1 protein-coding gene and 1 pseudogene are annotated in these 1049 nt (G+C 52.5%); both read right to left on the bottom strand.

The annotated features are described in order from the left end of the window. Nucleotides 1-218 (bottom strand): annotated as a pseudogene (locus ACTHUR_RS11835) (Na(+)-translocating NADH-quinone reductase subunit C); the annotation flags it as partial. Beyond that, the coding region (locus tag ACTHUR_RS11830) for an NADH:ubiquinone reductase (Na(+)-transporting) subunit B (protein ID WP_440398701.1) at nucleotides 211-1049 on the bottom strand (839 nt) is incomplete at its 5' end. The pseudogene ACTHUR_RS11835 and the gene ACTHUR_RS11830, both read right to left, overlap by 8 nt.

Below are 1049 nucleotides of genomic sequence, written 5' to 3'. Positions count from 1 at the left end.
TCGATGCGGTCGGTAAAGGTTTTGCTGATGTCGGTATTTTTATCGAGCAAACCGGCAACGCTCAGGATGTAGCTTTGTTTATCCTGAACCTTTTGTTTTTCCTGCACCGGTTTCAAGCCGACAACCGCGCCCGCCACGATGACCGAGCAAATCAGGCTGACCGCAAACACCACAATCAGCGTGCCGCTGAAGCTGTCTTTATCGAATTTCTTAGCCATTGCTGCGCGCCTTTCTGCGTTTGATGTTCGCTTGTGCGACGAAATAGTCGAAAATCGGGGCAAACAGGTTGGCAAACAGAATCGCCAACATCATGCCTTCAGGGTAAGCCGGATTGACCACACGGATTAACACGCACATCACGCCGATTAGCGCTCCGTACCACCATTTGCCGACATTGGTAAAGGAAGCGGAAACGGGGTCGGTCGCCATAAACAACATACCGATGGCGAAGCCGCCGACGACCAGATGCCAGTACCAAGGCATGCTGAACATCGGGTTAGTGTCTGAACCGATGACGTTAAACAGCGAAGACATGGCAATCATACCGATCATCACGCCGGCAATAATGCGCCAAGAAGCGATGCGGGCAAACACGATAAACGCGCCGCCGATTAAAAGCGCCAAAGTGGATACTTCGCCGATGGAACCTGGCACGTTACCGATAAACGCATCCATCCAAGTGATGGATTGATTGGTAACAGCATTTTTCAGGCCTTCCGAACCGTGTGCCGCCCATTGAGCCAACGCGGTTGCGCCGGAATAGCCGTCAACTGCCGTCCAAACGGTGTCGCCGGTAATATTGGCGGGATAGGCGAAGAATAAGAAGGCACGGCCTGCCAGCGCAGGGTTCATAAAGTTTTTACCCGTACCGCCGAATACCTCTTTCGCAACCACCACGCCGAAGGTAATACCCAAGGCAGCCTGCCACAGCGGCAGCGTAGGCGGAACGATTAAGGAGAACAAAATCGAAGTAACGAAGAAACCTTCGTTGATTTCGTGTTTACGCACGGTGGCGAACAAAACTTCCCAGAAACCGCCGACGGCAAATA

It is taken from the genome of Neisseria sp. P0021.S007, from assembly GCF_051956855.1.
This window is presented reverse-complemented; position numbering and strand designations above follow the sequence as displayed.